General features: G+C 72.3%; 13 protein-coding genes. 11 read left to right on the top strand and 2 right to left on the bottom strand.

Features of this window, described 5'->3' with window-relative positions; all coding sequences use genetic code 11:
* Positions 1-186 precede the first annotated feature (186 nt).
* From ACIBH4_RS13025 to ACIBH4_RS12975, 11 genes are all read left to right on the top strand, one after another.
* Positions 187-1,431 carry an FAD-dependent oxidoreductase gene (locus ACIBH4_RS13025; protein ID WP_362765014.1) on the top strand — a complete coding sequence of 415 codons (1,245 nt, stop codon included), beginning with the start codon at positions 187-189 and terminating at the stop codon, positions 1,429-1,431.
* Positions 1,432-1,531: 100 nt separating this feature from the next.
* Positions 1,532-1,885, top strand: a complete 354-nt coding sequence (locus tag ACIBH4_RS13020; RefSeq protein ID WP_362513970.1) for a (2Fe-2S)-binding protein — start codon at positions 1,532-1,534, stop codon at positions 1,883-1,885.
* On the top strand, positions 1,882-3,384 hold the full coding sequence (locus ACIBH4_RS13015; protein ID WP_362765017.1) for an FAD/NAD(P)-binding oxidoreductase: 1,503 nt from the start codon (positions 1,882-1,884) through the stop codon (positions 3,382-3,384). The genes ACIBH4_RS13020 and ACIBH4_RS13015 overlap by 4 nt, the downstream gene beginning before the upstream one ends.
* Positions 3,381-4,274 (top strand): dihydrodipicolinate synthase family protein, encoded by an 894-nt coding sequence (locus ACIBH4_RS13010; protein WP_362513978.1) that lies wholly within the window; start codon positions 3,381-3,383, stop codon positions 4,272-4,274. Before ACIBH4_RS13015 ends, ACIBH4_RS13010 begins: the two co-directional genes overlap by 4 nt.
* Positions 4,275-4,309: 35 nt before the next feature.
* A complete protein-coding gene (locus ACIBH4_RS13005) occupies positions 4,310-5,311 on the top strand; it encodes a proline racemase family protein (protein WP_362765020.1) in 1,002 nt (333 codons plus the stop codon).
* 216 nt (positions 5,312-5,527) lie between these two features.
* Complete coding sequence (locus tag ACIBH4_RS13000) at positions 5,528-6,700, top strand: branched-chain amino acid ABC transporter substrate-binding protein (RefSeq protein WP_362513989.1); 1,173 nt, start codon at positions 5,528-5,530, stop codon at positions 6,698-6,700.
* Positions 6,697-7,590 carry a branched-chain amino acid ABC transporter permease gene (locus ACIBH4_RS12995; RefSeq protein ID WP_362513993.1) on the top strand — a complete coding sequence of 298 codons (894 nt, stop codon included), beginning with the start codon at positions 6,697-6,699 and terminating at the stop codon, positions 7,588-7,590. Before ACIBH4_RS13000 ends, ACIBH4_RS12995 begins: the two co-directional genes overlap by 4 nt.
* Complete coding sequence (locus ACIBH4_RS12990; RefSeq protein ID WP_362513997.1) at positions 7,587-8,594, top strand: branched-chain amino acid ABC transporter permease; 1,008 nt, start codon at positions 7,587-7,589, stop codon at positions 8,592-8,594. The genes ACIBH4_RS12995 and ACIBH4_RS12990 overlap by 4 nt, the downstream gene beginning before the upstream one ends.
* Positions 8,591-9,454 carry an ABC transporter ATP-binding protein gene (locus ACIBH4_RS12985; RefSeq protein ID WP_362765023.1) on the top strand — a complete coding sequence of 288 codons (864 nt, stop codon included), beginning with the start codon at positions 8,591-8,593 and terminating at the stop codon, positions 9,452-9,454. The genes ACIBH4_RS12990 and ACIBH4_RS12985 overlap by 4 nt, the downstream gene beginning before the upstream one ends.
* A complete protein-coding gene (locus tag ACIBH4_RS12980; protein WP_362514007.1) occupies positions 9,447-10,172 on the top strand; it encodes an ABC transporter ATP-binding protein in 726 nt (241 codons plus the stop codon). Before ACIBH4_RS12985 ends, ACIBH4_RS12980 begins: the two co-directional genes overlap by 8 nt.
* A 114-nt stretch (positions 10,173-10,286) precedes the next feature.
* Positions 10,287-11,003, top strand: a complete 717-nt coding sequence (locus ACIBH4_RS12975) for a GntR family transcriptional regulator (protein WP_362514011.1) — start codon at positions 10,287-10,289, stop codon at positions 11,001-11,003.
* A 122-nt stretch (positions 11,004-11,125) separates the two neighbouring features.
* Here the strand turns inward: ACIBH4_RS12975 and ACIBH4_RS12970 are convergent, their stop codons facing one another.
* Complete coding sequence (locus ACIBH4_RS12970) at positions 11,126-12,043, bottom strand: DMT family transporter (protein ID WP_362765026.1); 918 nt, start codon at positions 12,041-12,043, stop codon at positions 11,126-11,128.
* A gap of 127 nt (positions 12,044-12,170) precedes the next feature.
* Positions 12,171-13,598 (bottom strand): glycosyltransferase family 39 protein, encoded by a 1,428-nt coding sequence (locus tag ACIBH4_RS12965; RefSeq protein WP_362765029.1) that lies wholly within the window; start codon positions 13,596-13,598, stop codon positions 12,171-12,173.
* Position 13,599 lies beyond the last annotated feature (1 nt).

The raw sequence follows: 13,599 nt of genomic DNA, 5'->3' as shown, positions 1-13,599 counted from the left end.
GGGGGGACCCCGGATGGCGGCCACCGGTGCGAGGCGCGGGCCATGGGACGGCGTGCCGTACGCCCCCGGGGGTAGGGGTGGGCTTGAACCGAAGTTTTGCGTGTGATGTCCGTTTAGATGCCTTGATCCGTTAAAAGGTATGTGACATATTACTGGCGGGCCCGAGGTGCGGGAGCGAGGTGAGAGATGCCGGACGTCGTGGTCGTCGGTGCCGGGGTCGTGGGGGCCGCCTGCGCCTACTACGCCGCCCGCGCGGGCCTGGACGTCGTGGTCGTCGACCGGGGGGCGGTGGCGGGCGGTACGACGGGTGCGGGCGAGGGCAACATCCTGGTCTCCGACAAGGAGCCGGGACCCGAACTCGACCTGGCACTGCTCTCCAACCGGCTCTGGCGTGACCTGGCGGGGGCCGCGCCAGAGGGCGGGGTCCGAAACGGCGCGCCGAGGGACGAGCGCGTCGACGCCGGACCGGGCGGCGGGGGAGCGGGCGTCATGGACCGGCCCGTCACGGGCGGCGGGTTCGAGTTCGAGGCCAAGGGCGGCCTGGTGGTGGCCGAGACGGACGAGATCCTGGAGACGCTCACCGACCTGGCGGGAAAACAGGGGGTCGAGCACGTCGCCGTCGCCGCGGGGGAGCTCGGCGACTACGAGCCCCACCTGGCGAAAGGACTCGCCGGAGGCGTGTTCTACCCGCAGGACGCCCAGGTCCAGCCCATGCTGGCGGCGGCCTCCCTCATCCGGAGAGGCGCGGAACGGTTCGGTCGCGGCGCCCTGATGCTGCGCACGGGCGTTACGGTGACCGGCTTCGTCCGCGACGGCGACCGGATCGCCGGGGTCACCACCGACCACGGTGACATTCTCGCCGGAGCCGTCGTCAACGCCGCGGGCACCTGGGGCGGCGAGTTCGCCGCGCTCGCCGGCGCGCACGTCCCGATCCTGCCCAGGCGCGGCTTCATCATGGTCACCGAGCCGCTCGCCGGGCCCTTGATCAGGCACAAGGTCTACACGGCCGCCTACGTCACCGCGGTGGCCAGCGACTCGGAGGGGCTGCAGACGTCCGCCGTCGTGGAGAGCACCCCGCCGGGGCCCGTGCTCATCGGCGCCAGCCGCGAGCGGGTCGGCTTCGACCGCACGATGTCGGTCCCGGTGCTCGAACGTCTCGCCCGTCAGGCCGTGGAGCTGTTCCCCGCCCTGGCGGCGTACCGGGTGATCCGCGCCTACTGCGGTTTCCGCCCCTACTGCCCAGACCATCTCCCGGTGATCGGGGAGGATCCCCGAGCTCGGGGGCTCTACCACGCCTGCGGTCACGAGGGGGCGGGCATCGGCCTGGCCCCGGCCACCGGCCACCTGATCGCCCAGCTCCTGGCCGGCCTCAGCCCCGACCTGGACCTCACTCCCTTCCGTCCTGACCGCTTCACCCGGGAGGCGTCTTGACCTGCTCCCCGAGCCTGAACCGGAGCCGAGGTCCGGGGCCGGAGCGGAGTCCGAGCTCGAACCGAAGCCACAACCGGGATCCTTCCCACGGAGGTGCCCGATGAGGGATCCGTACCGCCTGGTGGGAGCGCGGCCCGAGCCGGAGTTCGAGATCAGCGTGGACGGCGCTCCCGTCCCGGTGATCCCCGGCCAGAGCGTCGGCGCCGCCATGCACGGCGCGGGCATCCGCTCCTGGCGCACCACCAGGTTCGGCGGGAGAGCGCGCGGGCTGTTCTGCGGCATCGGGGTCTGTTTCGACTGCCTGGTCACGGTGAACGGAACCCCCTCCCTGCGCGCCTGCCTGACCGAGGCGCTCCCGGGAGACCGGGTGACCACCGGCGGCTCCCCACCTGCGTCCCAGGACCTGCCGGAGGCCCCGGAGGGCGAGGCCGGACCGGGGGTGAGCGGCCGATGACGCGGATCTACGATCTCGCCGTGGTCGGCGCGGGTCCCGCCGGGGTCGCGGGCGCGCTCACCGCGGCCCTCGCGGGACTGGACGTCGTGCTGGTCGACGGGGCCGCCAGGCCGGGCGGCCAGTACTTCCGGCACCCCGCCGAGGGCTTCCGCGCCGCACGGCCCGGCGCGCTCCACCGCGGGCTCGACAGGTTCACCCGCCAGTGGGAGACGCTTCGCGAGCGCGCCGAGCTGCTCCTGCGCCACCGGGTCTGGGCGGTCGAACGCACGGACGGCGCGATCACCGTACGGTGCCTGGAGGGAGACCGCGAGGAGCGGCCCCGCACGGTGACCGCGCGAGGGCTGTTGATCGCCACCGGCGCGTACGACAGGCCGCTGCCGTTCCCCGGCTGGGACCTGCCGGGGGTGCTCACCGCGGGCGGCGCGCAGGCACTGCTCAAGGGCGACCTTGTCGGTGCGGGAAGCAGGGTCGTGGTCGCCGGCACCGGCCCGTTCCTGCTGCCCGTCGCCGCGGGCCTGGCGGACGCCGGGGCGCGGGTGCTCGGCGTCCACGAGGCGAACGGCGGGTTCGGGCTCGCCAGGCACCCGCTGCTCGCCGCGGGCCGGGTAGGGGAGGCCCTCGGGTACGGGGCGCGCCTGGCCCGCCACCGGATCCCGTACCGCCGCCGCGAGGCGGTGGTCGCCGCGCACGGCGACAGCGCACTGACCCACGTCACCGTGGCGAGCCTGGACGGCGACTGGCGGCCGGTCTCGACGAGAACCGTCGAGTGCGACACCCTCGCCTGCGGCTACGGATTCGTCCCCCAGCTCGACCTGCCGGTCCAGCTGGACTGCGCCACCCGCCGCGACCCCGACGGCAGCCCGGTCGTCGCGGTGGACGCGGGCATGCGCACCAGCGTGCCCGGTGTCTACGCGGCGGGGGAGTCCACCGGTGTCGGCGGAGCCGTGCTCGCCGAGGTGGAGGGACGCGTCGCGGGCCGGTCCGCCGCCGCCGACCTGGGCCGCCCGGTCGCTCCCGATCCGGCCCTGACCCGGCGCGCGGCCCGGCTCTCCGCCTTCGCGCACGCCCTGCAGGAGGCCTACCCGGTACGGGCCGGCTGGCGGGACTGGCTCCGCGACGACACCCTCGTGTGCCGCTGCGAGGAGGTGCCCCTGGCGGCCGTACGTCAGGCACAGGCCATGGGTGCCGTCGACGCGCGCTCCGTCAAGCTTCTCGCGCGCCCGGGGATGGGATGGTGCCAGGGCAGGATGTGCGGCTACGCGGTCGCGTGCCTCGTCGGGGAGGATCCCGCGCCGCCCCGGCGCCCGATCGCCCAGCCCGTCAGGCTCGGCGACCTCGCCGAGGCGACGTTCGCCTCCCCCGGCCGAGGGGAGGCACTCCCGGCCCCGGAGGAGGCGGAGACGGGCGCACCGGAGGTTCTCTCGCGTCCGGCACGTGCCGAACCTCCCTCGGCCCCGGCGACGGATCGGCCCGAACCCCCTCGGAAGGACGAACGATGACGACCCCCGCGAAGCCCTGGCACGGTGTGACGGTGGCCACCGCGCTGCCCCTGGACGCCGACCTCTCCGTCGACCTGGACGGCTACGCCGAACACTGCCGGTGGCTGGTCGCCTCCGGGTGCGACGGCGTCGTGCCGAACGGATCGCTGGGCGAGTACCAGACGCTCACCCCCCGGGAGCGGGCCTCGGTCGTGGAGACCGCGGTCGCGGCCGTGGGCGGCGACCGCGTCATGCCGGGTGTCGCGGCCTACGGCGCCCTGGAGGCCCGTCGCTGGGCCGAGCAGGCGGGGGAGGCCGGGTGCCGTGCGGTGATGCTGCTCCCGCCGAACGCCTACCGCGCCGACGACAGGACCGTGGTGGAGCACTACCGCGAGGTGGCCGCGGCCGGTCTGCCGGTGGTGGCCTACAACAACCCCTTCGACACCCGGGTGGACCTCACCCCCCGGTTGCTGGCCACCCTGCACGCCGAGGGTCTGATCGTCGGGGTGAAGGAGTTCAGCGGTGACGTCCGGCGGATCTACGAGATCGCCGAGCTCGCCCCCGAGTTGGACGTGCTGGCCGGGGCCGACGACGTACTGCTGGAGCTGGTCACCGCCGGGGCGGTCGGCTGGGTGGCCGGATTCCCCAACGCGCTGCCCGAGTCGACCGTCGCCCTGTACCGGGCGGCGGCCGCGGGGGACACGGCCACCGCGCTTCCGCTCTACCGCGCGCTGCACCCGCTGCTTCGCTGGGACTCCAGGCCGGTGTTCGTCCAGGCGATCAAGCTCTCCATGGACCTGGCCGGACGCCGGGGCGGCCCGTGCCGCCCGCCCAGGCTCGCCCTGGTCCCCGAGCAGGAGGCCGCCGTACGCGCCGCGACGGAGAAGGCCCTCGCCGAGGGACTGCGCTAGATCGTCCCCGTACCCCCTTCCCGCGAGGAGCGTCGATGAGAACGAAGAGGATCTTCCACGCGGTGGACTCCCACACCGAGGGCATGCCCACCCGGGTGATCACCGGGGGAGTGGGGGCCATCCCCGGCTCGACCATGGCCGAGCGGCGCGAGTACTTCCTCGCCGAGATGGACCACGTCCGCACCCTGCTCATGTACGAGCCGCGTGGCCACTCGGCGATGAGCGGGGCCATCCTGCAACCGCCCACCCGGCCCGACGCCGACTACGGCGTGCTCTACATCGAGGTCTCCGGTTGCCTGCCCATGTGCGGGCACGGCACCATCGGCGTCGCCACCGTCCTGGTCGAGACCGGCATGGTCGAGGTCGCCGAGCCGGTCACCGTCATCCGGCTGGACACCCCGGCCGGGCTGGTCGTCGCCGAGGTCAGGGTCGAGGACGGCGCCGCCGCGGAGGTGACCATCACCAACGTGCCCTCCTTCAGTGCCGGGCTGGACCGCGCGGTCAAGGTGCCCGGCGTCGGGGAGGTCGTCTACGACCTCGCCTACGGCGGCAACTACTACGCGATCCTGCCCATCGAGTCGGTGGGCCTGCCGTTCGACCGCTCGCACAAGCAGCGGATCCTCGACGCGGGCCTGGCGATCATGGAGGCGATCAATGAGCGGGACGAGCCCGTCCATCCGCTGGACCCGGGCATCCGCGGCTGCCACCACGTGCAGTTCACCGCGCCAGGTTCCGACGCCCGGCACTCGCGGCACGCGATGGCGATCCACCCCGGCTGGTTCGACCGCTCGCCGTGCGGCACCGGCACCAGCGCCCGGATGGCCCAGCTGCACGCCAGGGGCGAGCTCCCCCTGGAGGTGGGCTTCGTGAACGAGTCGTTCATCGGCACCCGCTTCGTCGGGCGGCTCGTGGCCCAGACGGAGGTGGGGGGCCTGCCCGCGGTGGTTCCCACGATCACCGGGCGTGCGTGGGTCACCGGCACCGCCCAGTACTTCCTCGACCCCCGCGACCCGTTCCCCGAAGGTTTCCTCCTGTGACGCCAGGGCTGTGACGCCAGGGCTGTGACACCGGAGCGTGCCGGCTCGATACGAGCCGCCTGAGCTGCGGATACGCCGCCTTTCCCGGCGCTCCTCACGCTGGGTGCCGCATCGCGGGGAAACGACGTCTCAACGTTAACGGTCTTGTTTCGGCCCTTGACGTGCACTTGCATTACACGTGCAATATCACACATCACTAGATGTGAGGAGCCGCACATGCGTGCCACCCCCCTGAAGTGCTTCACGTCGCTGGCCGTCCTCGGTCTCCTGGTCACCGGATGCGGCCAAGGGCTGCTCGGTGACGGAGGCGCGGGCCAGGCGACCGCGGAGAAGAACGAGCCGATCGTCCTCGGCATGCTGATCCCGCAGTCGGGCAGCGAGGCCGCGATCGGCCCCTATATGAGCAACGCGGCGCAGCTCGCGATCGACGAGATCAACGCCAAGGGCGGCGTGCTCGGCCGCCAACTGGAACTGAAGACCGCCGACGACGCCTGTGACGCCCAGTCCGCGGCGGCGGGCGCGAACAAGCTGGTCACCGAGGGGATCGACGTCTCCGTGGGCGGCTACTGCTCCGGTGCGACGCTCCCCACCCTGCCGATCTTCGGCAAGGCCGGAATCCCGATGATCATCCCGGCCGCCAACTCCCAGGAACTGGTCGACCAGAAGCTCAAGCACGTCTTCCTGATCAACGGCACGGGCTCCCAGCAGGCCGCGGCCGCGGAGAAGTGGATCACCAAGCAGGGTTCCAAGAGCGTCGCGCTCATGCACGACAACACCAGCTACTCCAAGGACATCGCGCTGCGCACCCAGGCACTCCTGGAGGCCCCCGGCGGAGCCGAGGCCGTGATCACCGAGGCGGTCACCCCGAAGGAGAGCGACTACAGCGCCAACATCACCAACGTGCTGGCCAAGAAGCCCGACTTCGTCTACTGGACCGGCTACTTCCAGGAGGGCGGACTGATCGCGCGCCAGCTCAGGCAGGCCGGATACAAGGGCTCCATCATGGTCGGCGACGGCTCGGTCTCCCCCAAGCTGGTCGAGATCGCCGGAGACGAGGCCGCCGAGGGCCTGTACGCGACGATGACCCAGACGCCCGACACCCTCCAGGGCGCCGAGGGCTGGATCGAGGCGTACAAGAAGAAGTACTCCTCCGAGCCGGGCCCGTACTCCAACCAGGCCTACGACGCGGTGCGGCTCGCCGCCGAGGCGGTCACCAAGGCGGGCGCCACCGACGGCGACAAGGTCATCGCGGCGCTTGAGGCGATCGACGGCTTCTCGATGTTCTCCGGGCCGCTGAAGTTCACCCCGGAGCACACCCTGGCGAACGGCGGCTTCCAGATCCTCGTCGTCAAGGACGACAGGTTCGCCCTGCAGGACGCCCTTAAATGACGCAGCTCGTCTGGAACGGGCTGTTCGTCGGCTCGTTCTACGCCCTGGTCGCCCTGGGGTACAGCATGGTCTACGGGATCATCAAGCTGCTCAACTTCGCCCACGGCGACCTGTACATGCTCGGCGCGTTCGCCGGTTTCGCCATCCTCGGCGCGGTCGGCGGCGTGTCCTCCTCGATGGCACTGCCGCTGCTGCTCGCGGTGCTCCTGGCGACCATGCTCGCCACCGGCCTGGCAGGGGTGGCGCTGGAGCGGATCGCCTACCGTCCGCTCCGCCGCGCCCCGAGGCTGTCCCTGCTGATCACCGCGGTCGGGGCCTCCTTCGCGCTGGAGTACGGGATGCGCGCGGTGGCCGGGGCCGACCCGCGGGTCTACCCGGTGCGGCTGGGCGGCACCTCGCTGGAGATCCTCGGCGCCAGGCTCACCGTGCAGCAGGTCGTCCTGATCGGCGTGGCGGTGCTCCTCATGGCCGGGCTCAACCTGCTGGTCACCCGCACCCGCGAGGGCAGGGCGATGCGGGCCATCGCGCTGGACCCGCGCACCAGCGCGCTGATGGGCATCGACGTCAACGCGGTCATCTCCCGCACCTTCTTCATCGGCTCGGCGCTGGCGGGGGCCGCGGGCGTGATGGCAGGCGCCTACTACGGCAAGATCGACTTCATGATGGGCTTCCTGATCGGGCTCAAGGCCTTCACGGCGGCCGTCATCGGGGGTATCGGCAACATCCCGGGCACGATGCTCGGCGGCCTGCTGCTCGGGCTGCTGGAGTCGTTCGGCACGTTCTGGCTGGGCGGTGAGTGGCGTGACGTGTTCGCCTTCGGGGTGCTGATCCTGTTCCTGACGGTGCGGCCCACCGGCCTGCTCGGCGAGCGCGTCACGGAGCGCGTATGACCGGGACCGTCGGCCCCACCGGACCCGCCGGGCCTGCGGGAGCGAGGACGACCAAGGTCCGCCGCCTCGGCACCGACAGGCCGCCCAGCCGGGCGTCGAAGCTGATGCAGAACCGGTGGGCAGGGCTCGCCGGGCTGCTGATCGCGCTGCTGGCGCCCTTCGTCAACGCCACGCCGTACGCGCTGTCGGTCATGACCAGCGCGGCCATCGCCGTGATGCTCGCCGCCGGGCTGAACATCGTGGTCGGCTACTGCGGCCTGCTCGACCTGGGCTACGTCGCCTTCTTCGCGGTCGGCGCCTACACCAGCGGCGTGCTGGCCACCCGCTTCGACCTGCCGCTGCTGGCCACGGTGCCCGCCGTGCTCGTGGCCACGGTCATCGCGGGGATCGTGATCGGCGCCCCCACGCTGCGCCTGCGCAGCGACTACCTCGCCATCGTCACCCTCGGCTTCGGCGAGATCATCCGGATCACCGCCAACAACCTGGACGTCACCGGCGGCCCCTCGGGGATCTACGGCATCCCGCACCTGGTCGAGAGCCCGGCGCTCTTCTACTACGTCACCGTGGCCGTCGTCTCGCTGGCCGTCCTCGGCGCGGCGCGGCTGGGCCGCTCCCGCCTGGGCAGGGCCTGGCGCTTCGTCCGGGAGGACGAGGACGCCGCCGAGGCGATGGGCGTGCACACCTACCGGGTCAAGCTCGCCGCCTACATCGCCGGGGCGGTCTGGGGCGGCATGGCCGGGGTGCTGTTCGCCGCGCAGCTGTCGGCCATCTCGCCGGGCAGTTTCACCTTCCTGTCGTCGGCGCTGGTGCTCATGGCCGTGGTCCTGGGAGGCATGGGATCGACGCCCGGCGTCGTCGTCGGGGCCGTGGTGATCAGCATCCTGCCGGAGATCCTGCGCGACCTCGCCGACTACCGGTTCTTCCTGTTCGGCGTACTGCTCATCGCCTTCATGCTGCTGCGGCCGCAGGGCATCTGGCCGGCCCGCTCCAAGGAGGTCCCGTGAGCCTGCTGAGCGTGACCGACCTGCGCCTGACCTTCGGCGGGCTGGTGGCGATCGACGGCCTGTCGTTCTCGGTGCGCGAGGCGGAGATCGTCTCCGTGATCGGGCCCAACGGGGCGGGCAAGACGTCGGCCTTCAACTGCGTCACCGGTTTCTACCGGCCGACCTCGGGCCGGATCACCCTGCGCGGCAGGGACCTGCCGGGGCTGCGGCCCTCGGCGATCGCGGGTCTGGGCGTCGCGCGGACCTTCCAGAACCTGCGGCTGTTCGGCGAGTTGTCGGTCCTGGACAACGTACGCGCCGGATCGCACCTGTGGCTGCGTCAGAGCGTCCTGGACGCCCTGCTGCACACCCCGCGCTACCGGCGCTCCGAGCGCGAGTGCACCGAGCAGGCCCACCACTGGCTGGACTTCGTCGGCCTGCGCGGTGACAGGTACGGACAGGCGAGGAACCTTCCCTATGGTGAGCAGCGCCGCACCGAGATAGCCCGTGCGCTCGCCCGGCGTCCCGACCTGCTGCTGCTCGACGAGCCCGCGGCCGGGCTCAACCACGGCGAGAAGGCCGAGATGCTCGACCTGATCCGGCGCATCCAGGCGCTGGGGGTGGCCATCGTGCTCATCGAACACGACATGGGCCTGGTCATGGAGGTCTCCGAACGCGTGGTCGTGCTCAACTTCGGCAGGGAGATCGCCGACGGCCGGCCAGAGGACGTCCGGCGAGATCCGGCCGTCATCGAGGCCTACCTCGGTGGCGACACCTCCGCGAACGACGGGACCGGCGAAGCCGTGACGGTGAAGAAGGACGGCGCGGGCGAAGAGGTCACGGGGAAGGACAGCGCGGCCGGGGGAGACACCGATGCTTGACATCGACGGGCTGGACGTCCACTACGGCGGCGTACACGCCCTGCGCGGCCTGTCCCTCGGCGTCGCCGAAGGCGAGATCGTCGCCCTGCTGGGCAACAACGGCGCGGGCAAGACCACCACGCTCTGCGCGGTCTCGGGACTGCTGCGGCCCAGCGGCGGCAGGGTGCTCTTCGAAGGGAAGGAGATCACCAGGCGGAAACCGCACAGGATCACCGCGCGAGGCCTGGTGCACGTGCCGGAGGGCCGCAGGATCTTCAGCACGCTCAGCGTCCACGAGAACCTCCAGCTGGGCGGCTATCTGGTCCGCGACCAGGCGGAGGTCCGCACGCGGATCGACCGCGTCTACGAACTGCTGCCGCGCCTGGCCGAGCGGCGCGCACAGCAGGGGGGCACGCTGTCGGGCGGCGAGCAGCAGATGCTCGCGATCGGCAGGGCACTCGTCACCGGCCCCCGGCTGCTGCTGCTCGACGAGCCCTCCATGGGGCTGGCGCCCCTGGTGGTCGCCTCGATCATGGAGCTCATCGCGGGCATCAACGCCCAGGGCACCTCGGTACTGCTCGTCGAGCAGAACGCCGTCGCCGCCCTCGGGATCGCCCACCGCGGCTACGTGATCGAGAGCGGGGAGTGCGTCCTGGAAGGGCCCGCCGCCGAGCTGCGCAGAGACCCTCGGGTGGTCGAGGCCTACCTCGGCGGAACCGGAGGGAGCGAACGCGGGTGACCGGCGGACCCACCACCGGCGCCGTACCCCGGAGATCGGCCCCCGGGTGTTCGGAGGCAGGCGTATGGCCTGGGAGGATGGGAGGGTGGCGGGTTCCGCCGATCAGGCGTGGACGTGAGCGACACGAGAGGCTCCGGTATGGCTCCTAGGGCGGACGGCCGGCTCGATCTGCCGACCGTGAGCGAGCGGCAGAGCCTGCGGGAGCAGGTGGCCCACGCGCTCAGGGCGGCCCTGATCACCGGTGAGATGAGGCCGGGCATGGTCTACTCGGCCCCGGTGCTCGCCGCCCAGTTCGGCGTCTCGGCGACCCCGGTGCGCGAGGCCATGCTCGACCTGGCCAAGGAGGGCCTGGTCGAGGCGGTACGCAACAAGGGTTTCCGGGTCACGGAGCTTTCCGACAGGGATCTGGACGAGCTGACCGAGATCCGCAGGCTCATCGAGGTGCCCACGGTGGCCCAGCTGGCCGACGCCGGGCGCGCGCCGAGCTTCGAGACACTGCGCCCGCTCGCCCAGGCGATCGTCGACGCCGCCGAGCGCGGCGACCTTCTCGCGTACGTCGACGCAGACATCCGCTTTCACCTGGACCTGCTCGCCCTGGCGGGCAACTCCCGCCTCGTGGAGGTGGTCCGCGACCTGCGCAACCGGGCCCGTCTGTACGGCCTGTCCTCCCTGCACCGGCGGGGCGCCCTCACCGACTCCGCCCGAGAGCACCTCACGCTGCTCGCGCTGCTCTCCGAAGGAGACGCGAGCGGTGCCGAGCGGCTGATGCGCGACCACATCCGGCACGTCCGCGGCATCTGGGCCAGCGGGCCGGAGGGGCCCGAGGAATGAACGGAGCGGCCTGAGAGCGGGCCGCCGGGAGTGGCGATGCTCCGGAGAGGCCTCGGGGCGGGGCAGGAGGGCCGTGGGTGGCGCCGTAACCGGATCTGTGGAACCGATGCCGGAGCCGAGGGTCAGCCGGTGCTGCGGGTGGCGCCGACGCTGGCGATGACCACGCAGCCGATGGCGGCCCACTCGCGCATCTGGAGCACCTCGCCCAGGATCAGCAGCCCGGCCAGCGCGGCCATCGCGGGCTCCAGGCTCATCAGGATGCCGAAGACCCGTTTGGGCATCCTGCGCAGCGCCTCCAGCTCGATCGAGTAGGGGATGACCGACGACAGGAGTCCCACCCCGAGCCCGATCAGCAGCAGCTCGGGCTGGAGCAGGTCGGCGCCACCCGAGGCGACCCCGACGGGGGCGACCAGCAGGCAGGAGACGATCATCGCCAGGGCGAGGCCGCTCGTTCCGGGGAAACGCCTGCCGACCGAGGCCGACAACAGGATGTAGCCGGCCCAGCAGACCGCAGCCACCAGGGCGAAGGCGATCCCGGCCCAGCTGATCCTGGAGGCGCCCCCGCCCCACGGGGCGAGCAGCACCACGCCCGACCCGGCGAGCACGACCCAGAACAGGTCGAGGCGGCGGCGCGAGGCCGCCACCGCGACGCCGAGCGGGCCGAGGAACTCGATCGCCACCGCGATGCCCATCGGCAGCCGGGCCAGCGCCTCGTAGAACGACAGGTTCATCACGCCCAGCGTCACGCCGAACGCCACCCCGGCGCCGATGTCCGCCCTGGACAGCCCGCGCAACCGGGGTCTGACGACCGCTCCCAGGATCAGGGCACCCGTCGCGATCCGCAGGAACACCACGGCGCTCGGCGGCAGCTGGGAGAACAGGTCCTTGGCCAGACCCGCGCCCACCTGCACCGACATGATGGCCAGCAGCACCAGCCCCGACGGCGGGATGGCGTCGGAGGCCGCTCTCAGCAGCGTTCCGGGCCTGGGCAGCCTCGGCTTGTACGGCTCGGCGGGCCCGTCCAGGGCGTCGGCGGTCACGACTCTCCTCGGTCATGTGCAAAATAACAAGTGACACCTTACTTGCCGAGGTCGCCGTCTTCACGGCTGTCCGTGATGCGAGACGGCTCCGTGGAGGGCCCTTCCGAGGGTTCGCCCCGCCGAAAGGTCAGGGGAGGGGAGTCTCGCCGGTCGTGCGGCGTCCGGCGTCCGGCGCGCGGGTGTAGAGCGCGACGGTCATGCCGGGTACGCGGCCCGTCCGCCAGGACCTGGTCCGGACGAATCCCTCCTTGACCAGGGTGACCACCCGGCCGACGCGCGAGGCCGCCTCTGACCCGCCCCGCCAGATCACCCAGACCCGTTCGCGCCCGGCCACGGCGGCGGCCACGTCGGAGCGCTCCGGGTAGCCGAAGGAGTGGGGCAGGGGCGCGGGCCCGGCGAGCAGCACGTCGTCGGGCAGCCCTTTGCCGCCGTGCCGCGTCTGGTCGTAGTAGCGGAAGCCCTCGCGCAGGGAGGAGCGCCCGTAGAGGAGGGCGTCGCCCGGCCGGCCCTCGCTCGCGAGGATCCGTACCGCCCGGGGGAAGTTCTCGTGGTGCCCGTCCTCCCCGCGCAGGTCCAGCTGACCGGGGAGCCCGGCCGCCAGGACGCCCGCCAGCGCGATCCCGGTGGCGAGGTGGGGCAGCGCGGCGAGGGCGAGTCCGGCCAGCAGCGCGTACGCGGGCACCGTCGCGAACAGGTAGCGGTCGACGTAGACCGGCGAGACCAGGTGGGACAGGGCGAACAGCAGCAGGGGCGGCAGAATCGCCCATGAGCCGAGCAGGACGATCCAGAGCCGGTCGGCACCGTGTCTCCGGCCCAGGAACGGGGCGGCCGCGGCGACGGCGAGCAGCACGCACCCGGCCAGGGCGGTGCCCCCGGCCATCTTGGGCAGGGCGAGGAACACGTCGGGTCCCGGCAGGGTGATCCAGCTGATCGCGTGCCGCTCGGCGAAGCCGACTACCGTCCAGACGGCCCCCGGGACGCAGCCCACGGCCATGCAGGCGAGCACCCTGGGCAGGACGCCCCGCCCGTACGACCCGACCGCGAGCAGGTGGGCGGCGAGGACGAGCAGCGCGAACACCTGCGTGCAGCCCAGCAGCGCGACGGCGGCCGCGTACCTCCACCAGGCGCCGCGCCGTCCCGGCTCCTCGATCGCCCGGTACAGCGTCCAGGTGGCCAGGACCGCGGCGGCGGCGGCGAACGCGTAGGAGCGGATGTTCTGCCCGTGATAGGAGACCGAGGGCAGGAAGACGTAGACGGCGGCGGCGGCCAGTCCGGCGGGCTGCGAGCTCAGCCGGCGGCCCAGGTCGGCGATGAGCGCGGTGGCCGCGCCCGTCGCGAGCGCCGAGGGCAGGCGCATCCACCACTCGGCCTGCCCGAACTCCAGCCACAGGTGCATGAAGCCGTAGTAGGGCAGGAAGTGCCCGTCGATGTGCTGGGCCAGCTCCCAGAGTCCTCCGGCGCCGCGGCGGGCCGCGCTGAGAGTGGCGAGTTCGTCCCCCGACTGGGAGACCGTGGACGAGCCGGCGACGGAGACAAGCGTGGCAACGATCCCCATG

Origin of the sequence: Streptosporangium sp. NPDC050284, assembly GCF_044459525.1 — a bacterium.
GTDB lineage: Bacteria > Actinomycetota > Actinomycetes > Streptosporangiales > Streptosporangiaceae > Streptosporangium.
This window is presented reverse-complemented; position numbering and strand designations above follow the sequence as displayed.

Bases quoted from the DNA above. Each gene is read 5' to 3' on its own strand.
- ACIBH4_RS13025 (WP_362765014.1), top strand. From the start codon at position 187: ATGCCGGACGTCGTGGTCGTCGGTGCCGGGGTCGTGGGGGCCGCCTGC.
- ACIBH4_RS13020 (WP_362513970.1), top strand. From the start codon at position 1,532: ATGAGGGATCCGTACCGCCTGGTGGGAGCGCGGCCCGAGCCGGAGTTC.
- ACIBH4_RS13015 (WP_362765017.1), top strand. From the start codon at position 1,882: ATGACGCGGATCTACGATCTCGCCGTGGTCGGCGCGGGTCCCGCCGGG.
- ACIBH4_RS13010 (WP_362513978.1), top strand. From the start codon at position 3,381: ATGACGACCCCCGCGAAGCCCTGGCACGGTGTGACGGTGGCCACCGCG.
- ACIBH4_RS13005 (WP_362765020.1), top strand. From the start codon at position 4,310: ATGAGAACGAAGAGGATCTTCCACGCGGTGGACTCCCACACCGAGGGC.
- ACIBH4_RS13000 (WP_362513989.1), top strand. From the start codon at position 5,528: ATGCGTGCCACCCCCCTGAAGTGCTTCACGTCGCTGGCCGTCCTCGGT.
- ACIBH4_RS12995 (WP_362513993.1), top strand. From the start codon at position 6,697: ATGACGCAGCTCGTCTGGAACGGGCTGTTCGTCGGCTCGTTCTACGCC.
- ACIBH4_RS12990 (WP_362513997.1), top strand. From the start codon at position 7,587: ATGACCGGGACCGTCGGCCCCACCGGACCCGCCGGGCCTGCGGGAGCG.
- ACIBH4_RS12980 (WP_362514007.1), top strand. From the start codon at position 9,447: ATGCTTGACATCGACGGGCTGGACGTCCACTACGGCGGCGTACACGCC.
- ACIBH4_RS12965 (WP_362765029.1), bottom strand. From the start codon at position 13,598: ATGGGGATCGTTGCCACGCTTGTCTCCGTCGCCGGCTCGTCCACGGTC.